The sequence below is a fragment of the Plantactinospora mayteni genome (assembly GCF_016862935.1).
Taxonomy (GTDB): domain Bacteria; phylum Actinomycetota; class Actinomycetes; order Mycobacteriales; family Micromonosporaceae; genus Plantactinospora; species Plantactinospora mayteni.
On sequence record NZ_BONX01000028.1, the window covers coordinates 61386 to 84561 of the forward strand.

The window sequence follows — 23176 nt, forward strand, 5'->3', positions numbered from 1 at the left end:
GCGGGACAGCGCACCGGCCGAGAGAACCCGGTGCGGGACAGTTCAGTCCGAGGCGAGCCAGCGGTGCAGGGTGGCCGCGCCGTCCCGGATCTTGCCGATCTCGACGTGCTCGTCGGGGGCGTGTGCCAGGTTGGGGTCGCCCGGCCCGAAGTTGAGCGCCGGGATGCCGAGCGCGGCGAACCGCGACACGTCCGTCCAGCCGAGCTTGCCGATCGGGTCCGCGCCGACCGCCGTCAGGAACTCCCGGGCCGGTGCCGCGGTCAGTCCGGGCAGCGCGCCGGGCGCCGAGTCGGTCACCCGGACCTGGTAGTCGGCGAAGACCTCGCGTACGTGCGCCTCCGCCTGCTCCGCCGTCCGGTCCGGGGCGAACCGGTAGTTCACCTCCAGCTCGCAGAGGTCCGGTACCACGTTGCCGGCCACCCCACCACTGATCCGCACCGCGTTCATCCCCTCGCGGTACACGCAGCCGTCGATGGTGACCATCCGGGCCTGGTACGCCGCCAGCCGGTTGATCGCGCCGCCGATCCCGTGGATCGCGTTCACCCCGTTCCACGAGCGGGCCGAGTGCGCCCGCCGGCCGGTCGAACTGACCATCGCCCGCATCGTGCCCTGGCAGCCCGCCTCGACCACCCCGTGCGTCGGCTCCAACAGCACCGCGAAGTCGGCGGTCAGCCACTCCGGATGCGCCTGCGCGACCAGGGTCAGCCCGTTGTAGCGGGACTCGATCTCCTCGGCCTCGTAGAAGAAGTAGGTCACGTCGTATCGAGGCTCGGGCACGCTCACCGCCAGGTGCAGCGCGTACGCCACCCCGGACTTCATGTCCGAGGTGCCGCAGCCGTAGATCAGGTCGCCCTGCACGCTGGACGGGAAGTTGTTGTTCAACGGCACGGTGTCCAGGTGCCCGGCCAGCACCACCCGCTGGGCCCGGCCCAGGTCCGTACGGGCCATGATCGTGTTGCTGTGCCGCGCCACGGTCAGGTGCGGTGCGGTCCTGAGCACCTCCTCGACGCAGTCCGCGATCTCCTTCTCGTCGCGCGAGACGGACTCGATGTCGACCAGGGCGCGGGTCAACGCCACCGGATCGGCCAACACCTCGGGGGTGAGCGGGTTCTCCATGGTGGGAGACGGTACCGTCAAGGTCGTATCGGCGGGACGCGTCCAAGGCTCGGAAATGACGTTCCACACTCACGGCTGAGCCGAGGTCCCAGACGGATGACGGAGAGGTAGACCCGGTGACGACCGCACAGCCCGCCTGGGGGATCGGAGTGGCCACGCTCGCCGGAGACCAGGTGCTCGACACCTGGTATCCGACCGGCAAGCTCGGGCTGGGTTCGTCGCCGCTCGTCGCGGGTGAGGACGGCGACACGCTCGACCTGCCGCCGGGCGCGATCGGCGAGCGGGGGCTGCCCGGGCTGCGTACCGCCGTGGTGGTCACCGAGATCGGCTCGCTGGCCGACCCGATCAAGGACGCCGCCGACGCGTACCTCCGGTTGCACCTGCTCTCGCACCGCCTGGTCCGGCCCAACGAGCTGAACCTCGACGGCATCTTCGGGGTGCTGGCCAACGTCGCCTGGACCTCGGCCGGCCCGTGCCCGCCGGAGCGGGTCGACGAGCTGCGGGTGCTGGAGCGGGCCGCCGGCCGGCACCTGGCGGTCTACGGGGTCGACAAGTTCCCCCGGATGACCGACTACGTGGTCCCGTCCGGGGTCCGGATCGCCGACGCCGACCGGGTACGCCTCGGCGCGCACCTGGCCAGCGGCACCACCGTGATGCACGAGGGCTTCTGCAACTTCAACGCCGGCACCCTCGGCACCTCGATGGTGGAGGGCCGGATCGTCGCCGGAGTGGTGGTCGGGGACGGCTCCGACGTCGGCGCCGGCGCCTCGATCATGGGTACCCTCTCCGGCGGCGGCACGGAGAAGGTCCGGATCGGCGAGCGGAGCCTGCTCGGCGCGAACGCCGGGATCGGGATCTCGCTCGGCGACGACTGCGTGGTCGAGGCCGGCTGCTACGTCACCGCCGGCTCCAAGGTGACCCTGCCGGACGGCCGGGTGGTCAAGGCCCGCGAGTTGTCCGGGGTCGACGGGCTGCTGTTCTGGCGCAACTCGGTGACCGGCGCCCTGGAGGCGAAGCCGCGTACCGGGCGGGGCATCGAGCTGAACGCCGCCCTGCACGCCAACGACTGAACGGGCCGGGCCGGGAATGGGTGCCGAGACGGATCCGCGCTCGCCACGGGAGCGGATGCTCGCCGGTGACCTCTACCGGGCCGACGACCCGGAGCTGGCGGCGCTGATCCGCCGGGCCGCCCTGCTCGTCCAGCGCTACAACTCGACCGCCGCCGACCAGCCGGAGCGGTACGAGGCGCTGCTCCGGGAACTGCTCGGCGCGGTCGGCGACCGGGTGGTGGTCCGGCCGCCGTTCTACTGCGACTACGGCACCCAGATCCGGATCGGCGACCGGTCGTTCCTGAACTTCAACGCCGTGCTGCTGGACGTCGCCGCGATCGAGATCGGCGCCGACGTGCAGATCGGGCCGAACGTACAACTGCTGACCCCGCACCACCCGCTCGACCCGGAGCAGCGCCGGGCCGGCTGGGAAGCGGCCCGGCCGATCACCATCGGCGACAACGTCTGGCTCGGCGGCGGGGTGATCGTGCTCGGCGGCGTCACCATCGGCCCGGACACAGTGGTCGGGGCCGGCAGCGTGGTCACCCGGGACCTGCCGGCCGGGGTACTGGCCGTCGGCAACCCGGCCCGGGTCCTGCGGCCACTGACCTCGACCTCCGACTGAGCGGGCCCGCCGCCCCGTCGACAGCGGGACGGTCGGGGTCACTCGGTGGCAGGGCGGTCGGTGTCACGCAACAGCGGGGCGGTCGGGGTCACTCGGTGGCAGGGCGGTCGGTGTCACGCAACAGCGGGGCGGTCGGGGTCACTCGGCGGCGGGGCGGGGCTTGGGCACTGTGCCGGGTGCGGGGGCGTCGTCGAGCCAGCGCAGCACGTCGCGGTCCTTCAGCGGGCGGGCGAAGAGGTAGCCCTGCCCGGACGCGCAGCCCATGTCCAGCAGGATGGTCCGGACCGCCTCCGTCTCCACCCCCTCGGCGATGATGTCCAGGCCGAGGGTGCCGGCCAGCCGGATGATCCCCTCCACCAGCAGCCGCTGCCGCCGTGACGACGCCACCGTCTCGGTGAACGACCGGTCGATCTTGAGTACGTCGGCCGGCATCTGCTGGAGATAACTCAACGACGAGAACCCGGTGCCGAAGTCGTCGATCGCGACCCGCAGACCGTGGGCGCGCAGCTCGGACAGCTCGGCCCAGACCGGCTCCTGGTCCCGCAGCAGCAGGCTCTCGGTGATCTCCAGCATCACCCGGTCCGGCGGTACGTCGGCGGCGGCCAGCGCCGCGCGCACCGTACCGACGAAGCCCGGGGTACGGAGCTGTCGGGCCGAGACGTTGATGCTCACGTACGGCGCACCGGTCGCGCCCCGCTCGGCCCGCCACCGGGCCACCGCACCGGCCGCCTGGCGCAGTACGTAGTCGCCGATCGGTTCGATCAGCCCGGTCTCCTCGGCCAGCCCGATGAACAGCTCCGGCGGTACCGGTCCCCGGGCCGGATGGTGCCACCGGGCCAGCGCCTCGAAGCCGACCGCCGCCCCGGTCCGCATGTCGACGATCGGCTGGTAGTTCACCGAGAAGCTGAGCTTCTGCACCGCCTCGGTCAGCGCCGCCCGCAGCTCCAGCCGCTCCACGATCGCGGTGTGCAGCTCGGACTGGTAGCGGCACCAGCGCCCCTTGCCGGCCCCCTTGGCGACATAGAGCGCCAGGTCGGCGCGTTGCAGCAGCTCACCCGCATCGCTGGCGTCGGCGGTGGTGGCCACCCCGACGCTGACCGACCCGTTGACCACGGTGTCGCCGACCTCCAGCGGTTCGGCGAGCGCCCGGACCAGGTGGTCGGCGACCCGCTCGACCTGCTCCGGATCGTCCGCGTCCGGGATGAGTACGGCGAACTCGTCGCCGCCGAGCCGGGCCACCAGGTCGTTCGGCCCGACGATGTCCCGCAGCCGCTCCCCGGCGGCGATCAGCAGCGCGTCCCCGATCGCGTGCCCGTGCGTGTCGTTGACGGCGGTGAACTCGTCGAGGTCGATGGAGAGCGTGCCGACGGTACGGCCGCCGTCCCGGGCCTTCTCCACCGCCTCGTACACCTGGTCCTGGTAGGAGGCCCGGTTGGCCAGTCCGGTCAGCGAGTCGTGCACCGCCCGGTGGGTCAGCTCCTGCTCCAGCCGGACCCGTTCGGTGATGTCCCGCATGGTCAGTACGAAGCCGCGTACGGTCCGGTCTTTGCGCAGGTCCCGGCAGGTCACTTCGAGCTGCACCCGCTGCCCGTCCGGTCGCCGTACGCTCCAGTCGACGCCTCGGCGCTCCGATTCGGCGAGCGCCGTGTCGAGCAGGGCGGCGACCGAGAGCTGGTCCTCGGGGGAGAGCACGGTACCCAGGTCGGTGCAGTCGGCCGGCTCGACCCCGAGCACGGTCCGCAGGGACGGGCTGGCGTACCGGACCCCGTGGTCGTCGTCGACGATCAGGATCACGTCCGCCGCGTTCTGCACCAGGCTGCGGAAGTATGCCTCGCTGTCCCTGCGGTTGATCTCCTGGGCCAGGCTGATCCGTTCCAGCGCCATCGCCGCCTGCGCTGCCAGTACCTCCAGCGAGTCCCGCAGCGTCGGCAGCAGCCGGCTGTCGGTGGCGACCAGCAGCGCACCGACCCGGGGTGCCCCGCTGGCCCCGCCGACCCGGCCGTCACCGACCAGCGGGCAGAGCGCCACGGTCTCGAAGCCGCGCAACTGCTCGGCCAGCGCCGGTTGCAGGGTCCGGACCCGGAGCAGCCGGCTGCGCCGCGCGGCGGCTGCGGTCGGGGCCGGATAGAAGGGTGACGGCGTGGCCATCCCGGGGCCCCAGATGCTCACCGCCGCCGCCGGCACCCCGTCGGTGTGGTTGATCGTGAAGACGATCCGGTGCGTGGACTGCCGGGGCACCAGCCGGGCCACTGCGGTCCGTACCGCCCGGCGCACCTCGGCGGTGTCGGTCGCGGCCACCAGTTCGGCGCCGGACTGCCGCAGGCTCCGCTCCCGGGCCACCGCCTGCCGGTGCCCGTCCACCGCGTCGCCGAGCCGGCTCAGCACCAGGGCGAAGACCATCCCGCCGGCCACGGCGATCACCGCGCCGTCCCGGACGTCCCCGTTCACCACCTCGACCAGCAGCACCGCCGGGGCGAGCGTCGCGGCGATGCCGAGCAGGACCAGCCGAGCCTTGTCGATCTCGCTGTCCGGTGGCGCGGCCGGCTCGGTCAGCGTCGCCATCGACGGATGCAGCGCGGCGGCACCCCAGCCCATGTAGAAGGCGAGCCAGCCCAGCTCGGTCGGCCCGCCCGGCTGCCAGTCGCCACGCAACAGCGCCGCGCCGTAGACAAGGTCGGCGAGCAGCATCCCGGCCGCGCCGGCGGCCAGCAACAGCCCGGCGACGCTGCCCCGCGAGGTCACCGCCACCCGTACGGCGGTGGCCAGCAGCAGCACGTCGAGCAGCGCGTACGCGGCCAACACCGACTGCTCGAACGTGCTCGGCCCCGAACCGACCAGGTACGGCCGGATCACCAGTACCCAGAGCAGGAAGGCACCGGCGGTGGTGAAGATGAGGAAGTCGAGCAGTCCGGACCGGTCCCGGGCCCCGGTGGTGGAGCGGGTCAGCCCGAGCAGCCCGGCACCGAGCAGCGGCACCATCACCAGATAGCAGAGGTCCGAGACGAGCCCGGAGTCGGCCGGGGAGTCGCCGAGCGGCAGGTTCGCGGCGAGCAGGTAGACGGTGTCGCCGGCCGCGAAGACCCCGAGTGCCGCGACAAAGAGCCACCAGGCGTACGCGCGCTCCGGCCGGTAGCGGCGGATTCCGACGGCGACGGCCGCCATGCTGGTCAACCCGAACGCGACGGTCACCACCGTACGCGGCACCGGCAGGGCGAAGAAGCCGACCAGCAGTACACCGTTCACCCCCGCGTACCCGGCCAACAGTTTCCGAACTGACACGGCTCTCCTGCCGATCGTCGCTCTCCTGCCGATCGTCGTTGGCGGCGGCACTGGTCCAAACTGTTTCGCCGATCGGTCTACCAGTCCTCGATGCGCTTCGCCATCACCCCGCCGGGTACTGGTACCAGCCGATGGGCAGTAACCAGTCCGGAATCCTCCGGTGACTGGCCGGAATGGACCCGACGCCGAGCCGGACGTGGGTCCGACCAGCCCGACTGGTTCCAGCCGTGCCGGTGACGTCAGGCCGGATTGGACGGTGCCATCCGGACGACGAGGTCGGCCCGGTCGATCGTGCCGGCGATCAGGTCGGCGTTGCGCTGGTCGGTACCCCGGGCCCGGGCCGCCGCCGCCAGCGGCTCCCGACCGAACGCGATGTGCCGCTCGGTCAGCCGGTGCAGTCGCTCCGCCTCGTCGAGGTCGAGGAACCACACCTCGTCGAGGAGGTCGCGTACCTCGCCCCAGGGCTGGTCGGGCAACAGCAGGTAGTTGCCCTCCACCACCACCAGCGGCACCGACGGGGGTACCGGGATCGCCCCGGCGACCGGCTCCTCCAGCTCCCGGCGGAACTCGGGCGCGTACACGGTCTCGGTGCCGGTACGCAGCCGGCGCAGCAGCGCGACGAACCCGGCACCGTCGAAGGTGTCGGGCGCGCCCTTGCGGGCGTGCCGGTCGAGCCGGTGCAGTTCGGCCTCGGCCAGGTGGAAGCCGTCCATCGGCACCAGCTCGGCGATGCCGTCCAGGGCCGTCACCAGCAACCCGGCCAGGGTCGACTTGCCGGCGGCGGGCGCGCCGGTGATGCCGAGCAACCGGCGCGGCCCGGTCGACGCCAGCGCCCGGGCCCGGTCGACCAACTGGTCCAGCGTGTACGGAGACGGGACCTGCGGAGACGGGGTGTACCGAGACGGGCGGTACGGAGACGGGACCTGCGGCGACGGGGTGTCTGGGAACGGTTCGGGGCGCACCCGGGAACTATCCCACCCGGTCGGCCGCCGCGAGCCGGGGGAAGAGCGGCGCGGCCCGGGTCACCGGACGGCCGCCCGGATATCCGCCCCAGGCCAGGGCGTCGGGGACCCGTGGGGCGTACTCGTCGAGCCCGATCTGCCGCCAGATCCGCTCGGCGGTCTCCGGCACCGCCGGCGCGGCCAGTACGGCGACGATCCGCAGCGCCTCCAGCGCGTCCCCGAGTACGGTGGCCGCCTCGGTCGAGTCGGCCGGCAGCCGCCACGGCTGCGCCGAGACCAGGTAGGAGTTGGTCGCCGCCACCAGCCGCCACGCGGCGGCCAGCGCGTCGGAGGGCTGTCCGGCCGCCCAGCCGTCCGCACTGGCCTCCGCCCAGCGGGCGGCCACCGGGGCGAGCGGGGAGTCCCGGCTCGGCGCCGGTCCGGTCCCGGCACACCGGGACACCACCAGCGCGGTCACCCGGGAGAGCAGGTTGCCGAGCGAGTTGGCCAGGTCGGCGTTGTAGCGCGCCTCGACCGAGCCGAGCGAGAACTCCCCGTCCGGGCCGACCGGGTTGTCCCGGAGCAGGTGGTAACGCAGTCCCTCCGGGCCGAACCGGTCGAGCAGGTCGTCCAGGGCGACGGTCCGCTCCCCCGACTTCGCGATCTTGCTGCCGCGTTGCAGCAGGAAGCCGTGCACGGTGATCCGCTCCGGCAACGGCAGGTCGGCGGCGAGCAGGATCGCCGGCCAGTAGATGGCGTGGAACCGCAGGATGTCCTTGCCGATCACGTGCCGGGCCGGCCACCAGCGGGAGTACTCCGGTCCGGGCCAGCCGGCGGCGGTGAGATAGCTGCCGAGGGCGTCGAACCAGACGTACGTCACCTGGGTCGGGTCCCAGGGCAGCGGAATTCCCCAGTCCAGGCCGGCCCGGCTGATCGAGAAGTCGGTCAGTCCCCGGCGCAGCCAGCCGAGCGCCTCGTTGCGGCGGCTGGCCGGCCGGACCGCGTCCGGGCACCGGTCGAACCACTCGGCGAGCGGCCGGGCGAACTCACTCAGCCGGAAGAACCAGTTCTCCTCGCCGACCAGCTCGGTCGGCCGGCCGTGCACCGCGCAGACCAACTCCGCCGTGTACGCCTCACAGCCGACGCAGTACCGCCCGTCGTACCGGCCGGGGCGGAACTGACCCGCGTCGTGTACCCGGGTCAGCAGTGTCGTCACCGTCTCCCGGTGCCGGGCGGAGGTGGTCCGGACGAACTCGTCGTACCCGATGCCGAGCCGGTCCCAGGTGGCCCGGAACCGGCCGGCGGTGCGTTCGGCGAGCGTGGCCGGCGCGATGCCCGCCTCGGCCGCCGCCCGGCGCACCTTGGCGCCGTGCTCGTCGGTGCCGGTGACCAGCCGGGCGGGCCGCCCGGCCAGGCGCTCCCAGCGGGCCAGCGCGTCGGCGAGCACTGTCGTGTAGGCGTGCCCCACGTGCGGCAGGTCGTTGACGTAGTAGATCGGCGTGGTCAGGTAGGTCATGGCGTCCTCCACGAGTGGTCGGGAGGGGCCCGGCCCGGCGCACACGGAAACGGGCCCCTCGAAGAATCGAGAGGCCCGTCGACGCGGGCGGTTGGCGCGCGCGACCTAGCTCCGGCCCCTCCGGGGCCGGCGCATGACTCGGGTACGGGTCGCGGCGGTCATGACGTCCAGGCTAGTCCGGCGGGCCGCCGTGACGCACCGGCATTACCGCGCCGCGAGCCGGCACGGCACCTGCATCATTCGCTCGCGAGTCGGGGCGGGCTGATCGCGAACCCGGCTTCGATGGTGGCCTGCACGGTCTGTACCTGCGGGTCGAGTTCGAGTTCCGGCGGAGCCCCGCCGGCCGCCCGGTAGCCCATGGTGTGCGCGGCCCGGGTCATCATCATCGGCTGCTGCGCGGTCAGGCCGGCGTCGGAGAGGTGCAGCAGGGCGGTCACCTCGGCGCCGAGCGCGTCGGCGTACTCCCGGGCCCGGGTGATCGCCTCCGCGACGGCGGCCTGCCGGGCCTCCCGGTGCACCGGGCTGTTCGGCCGCAGTTCCCACCACGGGCCGGCGACGGTGGTCTGGTCCTGGTCGGCGAGCCGCAGCATCAGCTCGCCGAGTATCCCGAAGTCGGTCACCGTGACGATGGTGGTGGCGCTGCCGGCGTAGCCGGTCACCTTCTCGCCGGAGCGCTTCAGTTCGGGGCGTACCCACAGGTCACCGGTCTCCCGGCGGTCGATGGCGTCGCCGTAGCCGTCGACCAGCGCCCGGACCGCCTCGGACCGCTCGGCGAGCCGGGACAGTGCCGCCGGTCGGTTCTTGTCCCGGGCGGCGACCGTCACCGAGAACCGGGCGATCTCCGGAGGTACCTCCCGGACCACCTCACCACGCACCAGCACGAAAGGTTGCTCCTTCATCCGCTCACCCTAGTGCGGGTGAGGCGCGGCGGCAGATCCGCAGGCTGAACCGCGGCTCAGGATGGCTGGCGTGCGGCGTGCGTCCGGATGAGTCCTTCGACACCGCGGAGGAAGGTCTCGCAGATCAGTACCCGGTCGAACAGGCAGCCTGCCGCCATGGCGCCATCGCGGAGCATGACGAGGTGCTGCGCGGCGGGCTCGGCCTCGGTTTTCTGGATGCTCGCCATCAAGGTGTTGATCGTGTCGAGGAACCACTGCCGATGCGCGAGGACGGCTTGGTGCACCGGGTGGTCGGGATCGGGATACTCAGCCACGGCGTTCAGGAAGGCGCAGCCGCGAAAGCCGGCGGACCGGATGCTCTGGGCAATCGACTCCGCAATGGCCCGGAGGGCGTCGGGCGCCGGAAGGCCGGCGCTGACGGCCGTGTCCACCTGGCGACGAATGGCCTGATCGGCCGCGTGCAGATAGGCGAGGACGAGATCCTCCTTGCCGGGGAAGTGCCGATAGAAGGTGGCCCGGGTCACTTTCGCCTCGGTGATGATCCGATCGACCCCCACCGAGTGGATTCCCTCCCCGTAGAAAATCCTGGTCGCCGTGTCGAGAAGCCGTTGTCGCGCCTCGGACGGCCGGATGTCGGTCTCGCTACGTGCCATGAAGCCATGGTAGTGACAGAACGTTCGGTCTTGCCAGCTCGACACGAAGTCGCTACCGTGAACGAGACAGAACGTTCGTTCTTCCTGGTGGTTTCGACCGCGCTGCCCCGCTTGGTCGCGGTCTTCCCTCAGTCGCCACCGAAAGGATCGTCATGACCACCGCTACCGCACCCGGCAGCTCGACGACCGCGTCCACCCTGCGGCGGCTGTACTTCGTCCGCTTCGGGTTCGCCATCGTCTGGGCCCTCCTGGCGTTCACGACCGCCAGTCACCTCGGCCCGCTCACCGTGACGCTGCTCGTGCTCTACCCGCTGTTCGACGTCGCCGCCGCCGTCATCGACGCCCGCGCGTCGCGCGCCAACGGATCGCCCACCCTGCTGTACGTGAACGTCGCGGTCAGCCTGCTCGCCGCGATCGGCCTGGCCATCGCCGGCGCGTCCGGAATACCTGCGGTCCTGCGCGTATGGGGTGCCTGGGCGGTCGTGGCCGGGTTGGTTCAGTTGATCGTGGGAGTCACCCGCCGCGAGATGGGTGGCCAGTGGCCGATGATCATCAGTGGTGGCATCTCCGTACTCGCCGGCGCGTCGTTCATCGCCGGTGCCTCCGCGGACAACCCGGTGCTGACCAACGCGATCGGGTACGCCATCCCCGGCGCGATCTTCTTCCTCATCTCGGCCATCCGCCTCGGTCGCGCCGCCAGGGCGAACTGAGTAGTCTGCGGCCGGATGTTTGCTGAAGAGCCGCCCGGACCACCTCGCTCCGCAGCAGCACGAAGGGTTACTCCGTCGTCCGCCCACCCTGGTCCCGGGTGCGGCGGGCGGCGGGTTTTCGGGGCCGGCCGGGTGGTGCTGCGGCCGTAGTCTCGGTCAACGGGTCCCCCCAGGACGGTCATTATGCTGTGCCGGTGCCGTTGGCCGGCAGAGATGGGGGGCCCGATGCAGGACGAGCTGTTCAGCCCGACGATCCAGGAGCAGCCCGCGCCCGGCAAACCGCCATGGCGCCCCGAGTCGATCCTGTACCCCGCCGTCTTCGGCGGCCCGCTGGCAGCGGCTGCGCTGGGCGTACTCAATGGTGGGCGGCTGGGACTCTCCAGCCGCCGCCTGCTCACCATCGGCGCGGCCGGGCTGGTGGGTTTCTGCGCGCGGCTCGCGGTCAGCGCGGCCGTCGACGGCAACTCCGGGGTACGCCTGGCCGGCATGGTCATCGGCGCGCTCGTCTGGCTGGTGGTACTCGCCTTCCAGCGTGCGCCGTTCCGGGTCTATTCGTACCGTGGCGGTGAGCCCGCCAGCCTGGTCGGCCCCGGCTTCGCCGCGGTCATCGGCTTCGGCGTGCTGGAGGCCATTCTCATCCTGGTGCTGGTCCGATGACCGCGCCGTCTCCGGTCCTGGCCCGCGCCGAGGCCCTGCTGCTGGCGGACCGGCCGCAGGAAGCCCTGGCGGAACTGTCCCGGCTGCCGGCCGACGAGGCGATCGACGTGCCCGCGACCCGGCTGCGCTGCGCCGCGCTGGGCCAACTGGACCGCTGGTCCGATGTGGTCGAGGCGGCAGGCGCCGGTCTGGCCACCGCCGGGCCGGACCCGGACCTGCTGTGGCACCTGGGCCGAGCCGAGCACCGGCTCGGCCGGCCGCAGGTCGCCGAGCGGGCACTGCTCGACGGGCTGGCGCAGGCACCACACGACGTCGATCTGCTCTGCACCTACGCCGACGTCTGCGCGGCCAACGGCCAGCCCGACAAGGCGGCAAAGCTCGTCGAGCGGGCTATGGCCCTGGAGCCGGAAGCACCGATCGTGTACGCCACCCGCGTCCAGGTGGCTTACACCAGCGGCGACGACCGCACCGCCGAGCGGATCAGCCGCGAGTTCGTCGCCGCCCACCCGGAGCACCCGGCCGCCCACGCCCTACTCGGCGGCACCAGTGCCGCCCGAGGCCGACTCGGCACGGCGTACGAGGGCTACCGTCAGGCCGCCGCCTCGATGCCCACCGAGCAGGCGTTCGCCGAGTCCGCACTGGAGCTGAAGATCGCGCAACACCCCCTGATGCTGCCGGTACGGCCAGTGCTGCGCTTCGGCCCGCTGAAGGTCTGGCTGGGCGCGATCGCCGTGATCCTCGGGCTGCGCGCGGCCGGTCTACCCGCCCTCGCAGGGGTGGCCGGACTGCTGTGGCTGCTGTTCTGCGCCTACTCCTGGATCGTGCCGCCGCTGGTGCGACGTTGGCTCCGCCGCAACTGGCGCTGAGGACCCGAACCGATCGCGCCTGGGAAGGCTTGATGTTCCCGCTGGCTGGCGCGGCCCCGAGGAATGCGGGTAGCTCCACCACCGCGCATGACGCCCGGTCGGCGGCATGACGGTACGTCGAGTCGCTGTCGATCAGGTTCGTGTCATCGCCCCGTGACCGATGCCGAAGCGTCGAGCGAGATGGCCCATCCGTTGTGCCATGCGCGACGGCATCGAGTCGGGCGGGGGGATACGCACGGGCCGTACCCGACCGTTGTGCAGGGCAGCGAATCGCCAACCTTCGGTGGTCCGTACGGCCACCAGTGTCTGTCGGGACAGGCGTCGTTTCGGGAGTTTCGACCGCCAGGGCATGAGCACGGAGGCGGTGCCATGCACCACGGCGACGCTGGGTGCGATCTGCCGGATCGATTCGACTTCCCCGACGAGTGCGGAGCCGGCCAGTACGCCGCGGAACAGGCGGTCGTGGGCGTCCTGCATCGCTGTGCGGCCGACGGCACGGGTGCCGTCGTAGGAGACGTAGTCGGAATCGGTGGTGAAGCATGCGGCGTAGGCGGCGGAGTCATTGTCGGTCCACGCCTGCATGAGTCGCGCGAAGAGTTCCCTGATCTGGTGGTCATCGCTCGTCATGGTGACTCCCAGGCGAGTAGTGTTTGAACGTCGAAGTCTACGATAGCAGGAAGTTTCGAATGTCGAAGAGTAGCTTGATTCGCGAGGTGGCGGCGGAGATCCGACTGCTACAACAGAGCTTCGACGCCTTCGACGAGGCGGCAGCGGCGCGGCTACGGCTCAACCGCACCGACTTGCGGGCCCTGGACATCATCCTCGGCCGCCAGGCCCTTACCGCAGGTGACCTCGCCGCCGCGCTCGGCATGAGCCCCGCGGCAACCACCACGGTCATCGACCGGCTCGAACGCGCTGGCTTCGTCGTGCGAACCCGCGACACGGGAAACCGGCGGCGGGTCATGGTGGAGCCCACCGACACTGCCCGGGCCGCCGAGCGAGACGTCTATCTTCCGGTCGGGACCGTAGGCGCGAAGGCCCTGCGACGCTATGACGAGAACCAACTCGCCACGATCCTCGACTTCCTGCGGACCGCGCGTCGGGTACAGCAGGATCAGACCGTACGACTCGGCAGCCCGGCGGGCACCCGTGAAGAACCACCTGGGTAGCCAACCCACGCTGACCCGTACCCGTGTCGGGGGCTGGAGCCAGGACAGAAGATCGAGGTGCCGCTTGTCGTCCCAGTCCGAATGCTTGCCGAAGGGTTCCGGCCGGCAGCACCGTGCCGGACCTTCCCACCGACCCGGGAGGGTCTCGATGTGGCCAGGCAATCCGGCCACCCGCCGGAACCCCTTCAGCAGCTACCAGTAAGACGGTCGACCCGTCAGCTCGGATACGCCTCCAGTTCCCAGAGCGAGTAGCCGTAGCCGGTGCCCCGGGCGGTGCCGTTGATCCGCAGGTAGCGGCCGGTGGCGCCGAGTCCGGTGTGCTCGTCGGTGCCGCCGTCGCCGCCGGTCACCGACCGCACCGTGGTCCAGGCGGTGCCGTCGGCCGAGGTCTGGATCTGGTACGCGCTGCCGTACGCCGCCTCCCAGACCAGCTTGACCCGGCCGATCGGCTGGGTCGAGCCGAGGTCGACCCGAATCCACTGTGGATCGGCGAACAGCGAGGACCAGCGGGTGCCCGGGTTGCCGTCCACCGCCGCCGAGGCGGGCACGTCGGCACCCTCCATGCTGGACGCTGTCGCCGGCCGGTTCAGCAGCAGGTTGCCACCGCCGCTCGGGCCGGCCGGGGTGCCGTAGACCTCGAACTCCCAGAGCGAGTAGCCGAAGCCGGTCCCCCGGGCGGTGCCGTTGATCCGGACGTACCGGCCGGTGCCGGTCAGCCCGGGGTGGTCGTCGATCCCGCCGTCACCGCCGGTCACCGACTTCACCGTGCTCCAGGCGGTGCCGTCCGCCGAGGTCTGGATCTGGTACGCGCTGCCGTACGCCGCCTCCCAGTTCAGCCGTACCCGAGTGAGCTGGTACGACGCGCCGAGGTCGACGGTGATCCACTGCGGGTCGGCGAACGCCGACGACCAACGGGTGGCCGGGTTGCCGTCCACCGCCGCCGAGGCGGGCAGGTCGGCACCCTGCACGCTGGACGCGGTGGCCGGCCGGTTCAGTGCCAGGTTGCCGGTCGGCTCGGGGTCCGGCCCCGGCCCGCCGCCCTCGCCGAGCAGGGTGAACTCGTCGATGTCGTAGAGCCCGCCACCGGTGCCCCGGAACACCAGATACAGCTCGTGGGTGCCGGCCGGTGCGGTGATGCCGCCGGTGACGTCGCGGAACTCGCCGTAGCCGCCGGTGGCCGGTACCGTCGCCGAGCCGATCAACTGGCCGGTCGGCGAGTCGATCCGGAACTCCAGGGTGTGCCCGCCGACGTTGGCACCGACCCGGGCCGAGAACGACCGCACCCCGGTCAGGTCGTACGGGGTGAACGCGATCCAGTCCCCGTTGTCGATATATCCGACCGCCCGGCCGCCGTGCGCCTGCCCCGGAGCACTCGTCTGTACGCCGTTCGCCGACGAGTAGTGCTCGGCCTGGCGTACCCGCGGTTGCAGGATGCTCTGCGCGTGCGTGGTCAGCGGCGCCTGCCCGCCCCCGCCGTTGTCGGTGTATTCGGCGTCCACCACCCCGAAGATGTTCGCGGCGGTGTCGTGCTCGCCATCGGCGAGGGTCCGGAGTGTGCCGGTGCAGCCCTGCGCGCTGGCCAGCAGGTGTCCGTGCGCGTCGTGCCCGAGCAGATAGTTGACCTTGACCCGGGCGCAGTCGATCGTGCCGTCCTGCGGGTCGGTGACCACCACCCGGAACGGCACCGTGTCGCCGAAGGTGAAGGTCTGGCCGTTGGCCGGCAACTCCAGCCGGACCGTCGGAGCGGTGTTGCCGACCGTGATCACCACGCTGCCGGTGGCCGTCTTGCCGGTCGAGTCCCGCACGGTCAGCGTCGCGCTCCGGGTGCCGTTCGTGGTGTAGGTGAAGGTGGGGTTCGGTGCGGTGGAGTCGGTGCTGCCGTTGCCGTCGAAGTCCCAGGCGTAGCTGATCGGGTCGCCGTCCGGGTCGAGGGTGCCGGCCGAGGAGAAGCTGACGGTCAGCGGCGCCACCCCGGAGGTCGGGGTCGCCGCGACCACCGGCTTCGGGGCCCGGCCGCTGCGGGCGTACTCGATCCGGTAGACGGCCGAGTGCTCGTCGCCGTTGAAGAAGCCGGTGCCGTAGTCGAGGACGTAGAGCGCGCCGTCCGGGCCGAACTCCAGATCCATCACCTGGGTACCGGACCACGGGAACGGATTGATCTTGAACGGCTTCCCCGTCTCGTCCAGCACGATGTTCTTGATCCAGCGCCGGCCGAACTCACCGGCGAAGAACGTACCGTCGTAGTACTCCGGGAAGGCCACCTCGGAGGTCGAGTTGGGGTCGTACCGGTAGACCGGCCCGGCCATCGGCGACAGCCCGCCGCCCTCGAACTCCACCGGCTGCGACCCGGTGTACGGCAGCCAGGCCGGCACCGCCGCCGGCAGGTTGCGGATCCCGGTGTTGTTCGGCGAGTCGTTGACCGGCCCGCCCGCGCAGTTGTACTTCGGCCCCGACGGCCCGGACGGGAAGGTGAACTCGTTGTACGCGTCGTTGTTCCCGGTGCAGTACGGCCAGCCGTAGAAGCCGGGCGCGGTGATCCGGGCGAACTCCACCTGCCCGGCCGGTCCCCGGTTCGGGTCGGCGGTGCCGGAGTCCGGGCCGTAGTCGCCGAGGTAGACCGCGCCGGTGGCCCTGTCCACGCTCATCCGGAACGGGTTGCGGAACCCCATCGCGTAGATCTCCGGCCGGGTGTTCGCGGTGCCGGGCGCGAACATGTTGCCGGCCGGCACGGTGTAGCCGCCGGCCGCGCTCGGCTTGATCCGCAGTACCTTGCCGCGCAGGTCGTTGCTGTTCGCCGAGGTCCGCTGGGCGTCGAACGCCGGGTTGCGGCCGGGCCGCTCGTCGATCGGGCTGAACCCGGCCGAGTCGAACGGGTTGGTGTCGTCGCCGGTGGAGAGATAGAGGTTACCGGCGGCGTCGAAGTCGATGTCCCCGCCGACATGGCAGCACATCCCGCGACTCGTCGGCACGTCCAGCACCAGCGTCTCGCTCGCCAGGTCCAGGGTGTTGTCGGCCCGTACGGTGAACCGGGCGAGCCGGTTCACGCCGTTCCACGGGGCGAAGTCGGCCGGCGTACCGGTGGCCGGGGCGCCGCCGCCCGGGGTGTTCAGCGGTGGCGCGTAGAAGACGTACACCCAGCGGTTGGTGGCGAAGTTCGGGTCGGCCTTGATGCCCTGCAACCCCTCCTCGTCGGAGGTGTAGACGGCGAGCCGGCCGGCGACCTTGGTGTTGCCGACCGCGTCGGTGTGCCGGATCGTGCCGTCCCTGGCCGTGTGCAGTACGCCCCGGTCCGGCAGCACGGTCAGGCTCATCGGCTCGCCGACCTCGGCCACTCCCTTGGCCAGGGTCACCTGCTGGAAGCTGCTGTCGACGGTGCCGCCGCAGACGCCGGGGTCGACCCCGGCCGCGCTGCGCAGGCCGCCGAGCAGGTGGGTCCGGAAGAGCGGCTCGGCGAACGACTCGTCGGTGTGCCCGCCGCCGGTATACCAGGACCGCCCGCCGTCGTAGTTGTGGCACCAGGCGATCGGGTGGTCGTGCCCGTTGCCCCCGCCGGAGTACGTCGTCTCGTCCAGGGTGGCCAGCACGTGCACCTTGCCGCGCGGGTTGGCCCGGAAGTTGTACCACTCGTCGGTGCGGTTCCAGCGCAGCGGCAGCGCAGCGGTCGACGGGTGCACCCGGTCGGCGACCTTGATCGTGGCCGGCTGCGGTGCCGGATGCGAGGCGAAGTACGCCCCCACCAGGCCGCCGTACCACGGCCAGTCGTACTCGGTGTCGGAGGCGGCGTGCACCCCGACGTACCCCCCGCCGGCCTGGATGAACCGTTGGAAGGCGCCCTGCTGCGCGGTGTCGAGTACGTCCCCGGTGGTGGAGAGCCAGACCACCGCGTCGAACCGGGCCAGGTTGGCGTCGGTGAACGCCCCGGCGTCCTCGGTCGCCTCGACGGCGAAGTTGTTGGCCGCGCCGAGTTGCTGGACGGCCGCGATGCCGGGGCCGATCGAGCCGTGCCGGAAGCCGGCGGTCTTGGAGAAGACCAGCACGGTGAAGGCGGGTGCGGCGGCACTCGCCACCGGTGGTGTCACCGCCACCCCGACGATGACGAGAAGCATGCTCAGCGCAGCGCCGAGCCAGGTTCGTGTTGTCCTACGCACGGACCGGTCCCTTCGTCGACCGGGCGGTCCGCCGTGTCACGCCCTCTGGCTCGCGCCACCGGCGACCGCCGGAGCGCGAAAGATGTGCATACATCGTTACGAGCGTGTTGCCGTGCCGTCAAGCGGTGCCGACCAAATTTCCGAGAGCGCTCTCCGGCGGGCGCCGGGAGCAGCCGACCCGAAGAGCCCCTTCGATCCGGAGAGCCCTGTCGGTCAGGAGAGCCGTCGGTCAGGAGAGCCCCGTCGGTCCGGGGAGTCCCGTCGATTCGTAGGGGCCCGTCGATTCGGGGGCCCCGTCGGTCAGGAGAGAAGGGCGGTCAGGAGAGCAGGCGGTCCGCGGCGGCGGCGACCCGCTCGTCGGTCGCGGTGAGCGCGACCCGGACGTGCCGGTTGCCGGTCGGGCCGTAGAACTCGCCGGGCGCGGCCAGGATGCCCCGCTGGGCGAGCCAGTCCACCGTGGCCCAGCAGTCCTCACCCCGACTGGCCCAGAGATAGAGCCCGGCGGTGGAGTAGCTGATCTCGAAACCGGCCTTGACCAGCGCGTCGCGCAGCACCTCGCGGCGGGCGGCGTACCGGGTGCGCTGCTCGACCACGTGTGCCTCGTCGCCGAGCGCCGCGACCATCGCCGCCTGCACCGGAGCCGGCACGATCATCCCGGCGTGCTTGCGTACCGTCAGCAGGCTGCCGACCAGGCTCGGGTCACCGGCGACGAAGCCGGCCCGGTAGCCGGCCAGGTTGGAGCGCTTGGAGAGCGAGTGCACGGCCAGCAGGTTGGTGTGGTCGCCGCCGCAGACCGCCGGATCGAGGATCGAGGTCGGCGTCTCCTCCCAGCCCAGCGAGAGATAGCACTCGTCGCTGGCCACCACGACGCCGCGCTCGCGGGCCCAGTCCACCACCTTGCGGAGATGTTCCGGCGGCAGTACCCGGCCGGTCGGGTTGGACGGCGAGTTGACCCAGAGCAGGCGTACCCGGGGGTCGGGGCCGAGCGCGGTCAGGGAGTCGGCCCGGACCACCTCCGCGCCGGCCAGCCGGGCCCCGACCTCGTACGTCGGGTAGCAGACCTGCGGGATCACCACCACGTCGCCGGGGCCGAGCCCGAGCAGCGTGGGCAGCCAGCCGACCAGCTCCTTCGAGCCGATGGTCGGCAGCACGCCGACGGCCGCCGGGTCGGCGCCGCAGAACCGGGCCACCCAGTCGGCGAGCGCGGCACGCAACGCCGGCGAGCCGGCGGTCAGCGGATAGCCGGGCGCGTCCGAGGCCGCCGCCAGCGCGGCCCGGATCGACGCGGGCACCGGGTCGACCGGGGTACCGATGGAGAGGTCGACGATCCCGTCCGGGTGCCGCCCGGCCAGCACCTTCGCCGGCTCCAGCAGATCCCAGGGGAAGTCGGGCAGGTTGCCGGTACGGCCGGAGGAGGCCCGGTCAGGCGTCCGACCGGCAGCCGGTGTCGTGCCGCTCAGTGCTCACCCCGGGGCGGCTGGGCCGCGATGAACGGAGTGTCCTTGTCGATCTTGCCGCTCTTGGAGGCCCCACCCGGCGAACCGAGATCCTCGAAGAACTCGTAGTTGGCTGTGGTGTAGTCCTTCCACTGCTCCGGTACGTCGTCCTCGTAGAAGATCGCCTCCACCGGACAGACCGGCTCGCACGCCCCGCAGTCGACACACTCGTCGGGGTGGATGTAGAGCATCCGGTTGCCCTCGTAGATGCAGTCGACCGGGCACTCCTCGATGCACGCTTTGTCGAGCACATCCACGCACGGCTCGGCGATGATGTAGGTCACCGATCTTCTCCTCCGCAAGCCACGCCGCGATCGACCGCGACGGTAAGAGCCTAGTATGTCGCCGGGGAGGGGGTCGATCGTGCTCGGACGCCGCGATGTGGGACACCGGATCGTCGTACGCCGGATTGTCGGAAATCAGAGCGGACGTGCCCTGTTCAGCGACGCCCTCGGCGAGCTGGTCGACCTGAGCGAGACCCATCTCACGATCGCCACCGCGACCGGGCCGCTCCGGGTACCGCTCGGCGAGGTGCACCGGGCCAAGCGGGTACCGCCAGCCCGGCGCCCGAACGCGGCGGCGGTGGTCGAACTCGAACTCGCCGCGGACGAGGCCTGGCCGGCTCCGGTACGCGACCGGCTCGGCGACTGGCTGTTGCGTACCGCCGACGGCTGGTCGGGGCGGGCGAACACCGCGCTGCCGGTGGGTGACCCGGATCGTCCGCTCGACGCGGCGATCGACGCGGTTGTCCGCTGGTACGCCGAACGCGGCCGACCGGCCATGGTCAACGTACCGCTCCCGCTGGCCGCGCCGGTCGGGGCGGCACTGGACGACCGCGGCTGGTCGGCCCGGCCACTGGTACTCGTGCAGACCGCACCGCTGGCGGCGATCCTGGACGCCGTCCCCGCCCGGCCGGACCTGCCGGCGCCGGAGCTGGCCGAGACGCCCTCGCCGGAGTGGTTCGCCCTGGCCGCCCAGCGCAAGGCGAAACAGACTCGGCAGTACGCCCGGCGCGACACGGCCGTCACCGGGCCGCCCGGCGGCGCCGAGGACTCCCCGGACCCCGGTACGCCGGCCGAGCTGCCTGCCGCCGCCCGGCACATCCTCACCGCCGTGCGGCAGATCCGCTTCGCCCACCTACACGGCGCGCCGTCAGCGGGCGAGGAGCCGGAGTTGATCGCGGTGGCCCGGGGCACGGTCACCGGCCGGGACCGCTGGCTCGGGTTGAGCCTGATCGAGGTGGTCCCGTCGGCCCGGCGGCGAGGGCTGGCCCAGCACCTGATCCGGGCGCTGGCCCAGTGGGCGGCCGGGCTCGGCGCGACCCGGGCGTTCCTCCAGGTCGAGGAGCGCAACGAGGCCGCCGTCTCGCTCTATCGCCGGCTCGGCTTCACCACGCACCACACCTATCAGACCCGGGTCGCGCCGGACTGACCGGTCAGCGGCGGACCACCCGGCGAGGCTTGGACTGCTTCGCCTCGGCGTACCGCTTGAGCGACTGCGAGCGGTAGTCCCGGCCGAACGCGGTGAGCAGCAGATAGCCGACGAGTACGCCGCCGAGGGTGAAGCCGGCGTAGAGCCAGATCTGCGAGAAGAACGCCCCGGCCCCGGAGGCGAACGGCTGGCTGCCGCTGACGAACGGCCCGACGAAGATGGTCAGCACCATCGCGACCAGTACGGCGAGCGCCATCTCCCCGCCCCAGTCGGGCAGCGGACGGCGCTGCCCCCGGAGGAACGCCAGGACCGCCAGGACCACCCCGATCGCGGCGAACATGCCCAGCGAGATCCGATCCTGCATCTCGGTGTTGTCACCGAAGCCGAACCGGGCCACCAGTCGCGCCACCACGTTGATCCCGAACAGTCCGCCCGCGAGTACTCCGACCGGCAGCCAACGCTCCTTCATCGCACGTCCCTCTTGGCCTCGGGCCCCCACCCGTCCGGGGGCGTCTTGCCACAGAGTTCTACCACCCGTGGCTGAGTGGATCCATGGTGCGAGCGAGCCGGAGCCGAGCACGGGCCGGCGCGGGGCACGAGCACGGGCCGGCGCTGGGGACCGGAGCACTGGCCGGCCGGGGATCAGAGCCCGAGCTGCCGGGACTCCGGGCCGGGCGGATTCATGAGCATGCGGAAGCCCATGATCGCGAAGGTCACCGAGCCCGCGAAGATCATCACCAGCCCGACCCAGTTGTCGGCGGCGATCAGCACGTCGCCCTCGGAGGTACCACCGGCCGCGACCACCATCAGGGCGAACCAGACGACGGCGGGCAGCGCGAGCGCCCAGCGGCGGCCCACCACCCGGGGCGCGAACCAGCCCAGCGCCACGTTCGCCAGCACGGTGACCAGCACCGAGACCCCGATCAGCGCGCCACCGACCCGGAGCATCGACAGGATCAGCTCCAGCACGACGGTGACCGCCGCGGCCACCACCGCGACCACGCCACCGACCACCCGCAGCGCCAGGTCGACCGCCCGGTCCGCCGCCGACGGCTCGGTGGGCGGCGGCGGGACGGGCTCCAACTCCGGCGTCGTGGACACGGACGGGCTCGGCAGGCTCACCGCACGCCCGCCTCCGCCGGCGTACCGGTCGGGGGCGTCGGGACCACCGCTGCCGGGGTCGGCGCGGTCGGGCTGCCGTCCGCCACCGGCAGGCCGGCGAAGAGGTCGTCTTCCCAGCCGTACGGGCCGGAGCCCGGGCCCCGGGAGCCGACGGCCAGGGTGTAGTACTCCACGCCCATGAACTCGCCGCCGAAGTTGCCGGCGATCGAATAGAGCCACGAGTCGTCGGGGATCTGCGTGGCGTGCGCCCGCATCGCCGCCTCCTTCGCGGCGTGCTGGTCGGTGCCGTCGACCCGGGCCGCGATCTGCTCGTCCGGAGTGCCGAACGGGAGGTCGTCGGCCTGCTCGGTGCCGGCGAACGGGTTGTCCCCGGCCTCGGCGAAGGCGACCAGGCCGGCCTCCAGCACGCTCCTCGGCATCGCCGTCCAGTAGATCTTGTCGGGGCCGAAACCCTCGGCGGTGGCGAGTTCGGCCGCCCGCATCGCCACCCGGTGCGCCTGGATGTGGTCGGGGTGCCCGTAGAAGCCGTTCGGGTCGTACGTGACCAGCACCTGCGGGCGTACCTCGCGGATGATCTCGACCAGGTGACCGGCCGCCTCGTCGAGATCGGCCTGCCAGAAGGCCCTCGGGTGGTCGTTGGTGGCCAGCCCCATCATGCCCGAGTCGCGGTACCGCCCGGCGCCGCCGAGGAACCGGTGGTCCCGTACGCCGAGCGCGGCACACGCGGCGACCAGCTCGGCTATCCGGTATCCGCCGAGCTGGTCGGCCTCGGCGGCGGCCAGCCCGGCCAGCGCCGGTACGTGGATCTCGCCCTCCTCGCCGAGGGTGCAGGTGACCAGGGTGACCCCGGCGCCGGCCGCCGCGTAGTACGCCATCGTGGCGCCGGTGCCGATCGCCTCGTCGTCGGGATGCGCGTGCACCAGCAGCAGCCGCCGGGCCGGCCGGGCCGGATCGGCGGGACCGAACGGCTCGGGCGGATCAGCCGGGACGGCCACCTCGGTCGGGTTCGTCACCCGGGCAACTCTACGCGGCCAGGCCGGTTCACCCTACCCAGGGAGTTAGTCGACACCTCCGCAGAGTAAGCATTCCACTACCGGTACCCGACCGGGCGGCGATGGCCGGCTCCACCACATCGTCGACCCCTCGGCTCTACGATCACGATGTGGACTACCCGGAGTTGGCCGCCCGTACCCGCCGGTTCAGCCGCGGCGCGCCGCGGGCCGTGACGGTGGCCGGCGACGGCTCGCGGGTGCTCTTCCTCCGCTCCGGCGGCCCCACCGACCCGGTCGACGCGCTCTGGCTGCTGGACGTCGCCGACGGCACCGAACGGCTGGTCGCCGACCCCGCCGACCTGCTCGCCGACCCGGCGGCCGACACCGACCCGACCGCCGCCGGTCCGGTCGCCGACCCCGTCGAGCTGGCGGTGGCCGCCGCCGGTGCCCGTTCGACCGGCGTCCCCGGTGCCGAGCCGACCGTCGACACCAAGCAGGCCGGCGCGC

20 protein-coding genes and 1 pseudogene are annotated in these 23176 nt (G+C 72.1%); 8 read left to right on the plus strand and 13 right to left on the minus strand.

What is annotated here, in order from left to right; translation table 11 throughout:
* Window positions 1-42: 42 nt before the first annotated feature.
* The gene (gene dapE, locus Pma05_RS20905) at window positions 43-1116 is read right to left on the minus strand and encodes a succinyl-diaminopimelate desuccinylase (RefSeq protein ID WP_203859134.1); all 1074 of its coding nucleotides are present in this window, start codon (window positions 1114-1116) and stop codon (window positions 43-45) included.
* Window positions 1117-1232: 116 nt separating this feature from the next.
* Between dapE and dapD the strand changes: the two genes are divergently transcribed.
* Both dapD and Pma05_RS20915 read left to right on the plus strand, forming a co-directional pair.
* Window positions 1233-2186, plus strand: a complete 954-nt coding sequence (gene dapD / locus Pma05_RS20910; protein WP_203859135.1) for a 2,3,4,5-tetrahydropyridine-2,6-dicarboxylate N-succinyltransferase — start codon at window positions 1233-1235, stop codon at window positions 2184-2186.
* 16 nt (window positions 2187-2202) lie between these two features.
* Entirely contained in the window at window positions 2203-2790 is a 588-nt protein-coding gene (locus tag Pma05_RS20915) for a sugar O-acetyltransferase (RefSeq protein ID WP_239312764.1), read from the plus strand.
* Between the two features lie 138 nt (window positions 2791-2928).
* Here Pma05_RS20915 and Pma05_RS20920 read toward each other — a convergent pair whose 3' ends face one another.
* The 5 genes from Pma05_RS20920 to Pma05_RS20940 all read right to left on the minus strand — a co-directional run bounded on the left by Pma05_RS20920 (window position 2929) and on the right by Pma05_RS20940 (window position 10078).
* Window positions 2929-6069, minus strand: coding sequence for a putative bifunctional diguanylate cyclase/phosphodiesterase (locus Pma05_RS20920; RefSeq protein WP_203859136.1), 3141 nt, complete (start codon window positions 6067-6069; stop codon window positions 2929-2931).
* A gap of 239 nt (window positions 6070-6308) precedes the next feature.
* Window positions 6309-6929: a nucleoside/nucleotide kinase family protein gene (locus Pma05_RS20925; protein WP_203859225.1), complete on the minus strand. Its 621-nt coding sequence runs from the start codon at window positions 6927-6929 to the stop codon at window positions 6309-6311.
* Window positions 6930-7038: 109 nt separating this feature from the next.
* Entirely contained in the window at window positions 7039-8526 is a 1488-nt protein-coding gene (locus Pma05_RS20930) for a class I tRNA ligase family protein (RefSeq protein ID WP_203859137.1), read from the minus strand.
* A gap of 236 nt (window positions 8527-8762) precedes the next feature.
* Window positions 8763-9425: an SIMPL domain-containing protein gene (locus Pma05_RS20935; RefSeq protein ID WP_203859138.1), complete on the minus strand. Its 663-nt coding sequence runs from the start codon at window positions 9423-9425 to the stop codon at window positions 8763-8765.
* A 56-nt stretch (window positions 9426-9481) separates the two neighbouring features.
* Window positions 9482-10078 (minus strand): TetR/AcrR family transcriptional regulator, encoded by a 597-nt coding sequence (locus tag Pma05_RS20940; protein WP_203859139.1) that lies wholly within the window; start codon window positions 10076-10078, stop codon window positions 9482-9484.
* A gap of 152 nt (window positions 10079-10230) precedes the next feature.
* Here Pma05_RS20940 and Pma05_RS20945 point away from each other — a divergent pair, with 152 nt between their 5' ends.
* The 3 genes from Pma05_RS20945 (at window position 10231) to Pma05_RS20955 (ending at window position 12311) form a co-directional block, all read left to right on the plus strand.
* Window positions 10231-10788, plus strand: coding sequence for a hypothetical protein (locus tag Pma05_RS20945; protein ID WP_203859140.1), 558 nt, complete (start codon window positions 10231-10233; stop codon window positions 10786-10788).
* A gap of 225 nt (window positions 10789-11013) precedes the next feature.
* Entirely contained in the window at window positions 11014-11445 is a 432-nt protein-coding gene (locus Pma05_RS20950) for a hypothetical protein (protein ID WP_203859141.1), read from the plus strand.
* Window positions 11442-12311: a tetratricopeptide repeat protein gene (locus Pma05_RS20955; RefSeq protein ID WP_203859142.1), complete on the plus strand. Its 870-nt coding sequence runs from the start codon at window positions 11442-11444 to the stop codon at window positions 12309-12311. Before Pma05_RS20950 ends, Pma05_RS20955 begins: the two co-directional genes overlap by 4 nt.
* A gap of 132 nt (window positions 12312-12443) precedes the next feature.
* Here Pma05_RS20955 and Pma05_RS20960 read toward each other — a convergent pair whose 3' ends face one another.
* On the minus strand, window positions 12444-12938 hold the full coding sequence (locus tag Pma05_RS20960) for an SgcJ/EcaC family oxidoreductase (protein ID WP_203859143.1): 495 nt from the start codon (window positions 12936-12938) through the stop codon (window positions 12444-12446).
* Window positions 12939-13024: 86 nt separating this feature from the next.
* On the opposite strand from Pma05_RS20960, the gene Pma05_RS20965 reads away from it, so the two are divergent.
* Complete coding sequence (locus Pma05_RS20965; RefSeq protein ID WP_239312766.1) at window positions 13025-13480, plus strand: MarR family transcriptional regulator; 456 nt, start codon at window positions 13025-13027, stop codon at window positions 13478-13480.
* 215 nt (window positions 13481-13695) lie between these two features.
* Here Pma05_RS20965 and Pma05_RS20970 read toward each other — a convergent pair whose 3' ends face one another.
* The 3 genes from Pma05_RS20970 to fdxA form a co-directional block, all read right to left on the minus strand.
* Window positions 13696-17586 carry a ThuA domain-containing protein gene (locus tag Pma05_RS20970; RefSeq protein ID WP_203859227.1) on the minus strand — a complete coding sequence of 1297 codons (3891 nt, stop codon included), beginning with the start codon at window positions 17584-17586 and terminating at the stop codon, window positions 13696-13698.
* A gap of 359 nt (window positions 17587-17945) precedes the next feature.
* On the minus strand, window positions 17946-19022 hold the full coding sequence (dapC, locus tag Pma05_RS20975) for a succinyldiaminopimelate transaminase (RefSeq protein ID WP_203859228.1): 1077 nt from the start codon (window positions 19020-19022) through the stop codon (window positions 17946-17948).
* Window positions 19023-19084: 62 nt separating this feature from the next.
* Entirely contained in the window at window positions 19085-19408 is a 324-nt protein-coding gene (gene fdxA / locus Pma05_RS20980) for a ferredoxin (RefSeq protein WP_203859144.1), read from the minus strand.
* Window positions 19409-19487: 79 nt separating this feature from the next.
* Between fdxA and Pma05_RS20985 the strand changes: the two genes are divergently transcribed.
* Window positions 19488-20555 carry a GNAT family N-acetyltransferase gene (locus Pma05_RS20985; protein WP_203859145.1) on the plus strand — a complete coding sequence of 356 codons (1068 nt, stop codon included), beginning with the start codon at window positions 19488-19490 and terminating at the stop codon, window positions 20553-20555.
* 4 nt (window positions 20556-20559) lie between these two features.
* On the opposite strand, the gene Pma05_RS20990 is transcribed toward Pma05_RS20985, so the two are convergent.
* The 3 genes from Pma05_RS20990 to mshB form a co-directional block, all read right to left on the minus strand.
* Window positions 20560-21024 carry a hypothetical protein gene (locus Pma05_RS20990; RefSeq protein WP_203859146.1) on the minus strand — a complete coding sequence of 155 codons (465 nt, stop codon included), beginning with the start codon at window positions 21022-21024 and terminating at the stop codon, window positions 20560-20562.
* A gap of 173 nt (window positions 21025-21197) precedes the next feature.
* Entirely contained in the window at window positions 21198-21656 is a 459-nt protein-coding gene (locus tag Pma05_RS20995) for a hypothetical protein (RefSeq protein WP_372441519.1), read from the minus strand.
* 17 nt (window positions 21657-21673) lie between these two features.
* Window positions 21674-22672 (minus strand): N-acetyl-1-D-myo-inositol-2-amino-2-deoxy-alpha-D-glucopyranoside deacetylase, encoded by a 999-nt coding sequence (mshB, locus tag Pma05_RS21000; protein WP_203859230.1) that lies wholly within the window; start codon window positions 22670-22672, stop codon window positions 21674-21676.
* Window positions 22673-22839: 167 nt separating this feature from the next.
* Here mshB and Pma05_RS44040 point away from each other — a divergent pair.
* Window positions 22840-23061 (plus strand): annotated as a pseudogene (locus tag Pma05_RS44040) (peptidase S9); the annotation flags it as partial.
* Between the last annotated feature and the right edge of the window lie 115 nt (window positions 23062-23176).